The sequence below is a fragment of the Pseudomonas syringae group sp. J309-1 genome, assembly GCF_032582135.1.
Classification (GTDB): Bacteria; Pseudomonadota; Gammaproteobacteria; order Pseudomonadales; family Pseudomonadaceae; genus Aquipseudomonas; species Aquipseudomonas quasicaspiana.
Genome location: NZ_JAWHNU010000138.1, coordinates 1 through 582, shown reverse-complemented (window position 1 = coordinate 582; position 582 = coordinate 1). Strand labels below are relative to the sequence as shown.

The 582-nt window shown below is 59.8% G+C and carries 2 protein-coding genes; one reads left to right on the top strand and one right to left on the bottom strand.

Annotated features, from left to right (window positions below):
* A partial coding sequence (locus RX972_RS29110; RefSeq protein WP_316880755.1) for a hypothetical protein occupies positions 1 to 341 on the top strand: 341 nt, incomplete at its 5' end.
* Between the two features lie 15 nt (positions 342 to 356).
* On the opposite strand, the gene RX972_RS29105 is transcribed toward RX972_RS29110, so the two are convergent.
* Positions 357 to 582: hypothetical protein (locus tag RX972_RS29105; protein WP_316880754.1), on the bottom strand; the 226-nt coding region annotated here is incomplete at its 5' end.

The window sequence follows — 582 nt, the reverse complement described above, 5'->3', positions numbered from 1 at the left end:
GCACCTCTGTGGGGGTGTGTAGTATGAAGCTCAGGTATTTCGGTTGCTGCGTATTGACCCTGGTGGTCACCGAAGCGCGCGCTGCCGCCAGCTACGAAGTGGTCAGCAATGTTGGATCGGTTCTGGCTGCAGAAGAATTCTGTGGCTTGAACTACGACCAACCGGCAATCGCCGCGTACATCGAGAAGAATGTGCCCGCTGACGATATGACCTTTGCCTCCAGCCTGAACATGCAGGTCATTGGCGTTAAAGCCTTTCAGAAAGAGATGTCCGCCTCGCAAAAAACGGCACACTGCACGCAGATTGCCCGCGTCGCGAAGAGCTACGGCTTCACGAAGTAGGCGCGCCAGGGCCATTCAGTTGGCCTCCAGCTGAACGCCACGCACCACCTTGGTCAGCGACAGCCCGTTTTCGCCATGCCATGTGAGGCAGACGGTCAGGGTGCCGTCGCGACGGCGTTGCACGGTGCAGTGTTCTGTCAGGCGCCAGGTACCGCTGGCCTCGCCAGCATCGACCAGCGCGGGCAGCTCGACGGCGGCAAACAGGTCGATGACGTAGAACGTCACTGGGATCCTGCGGCTT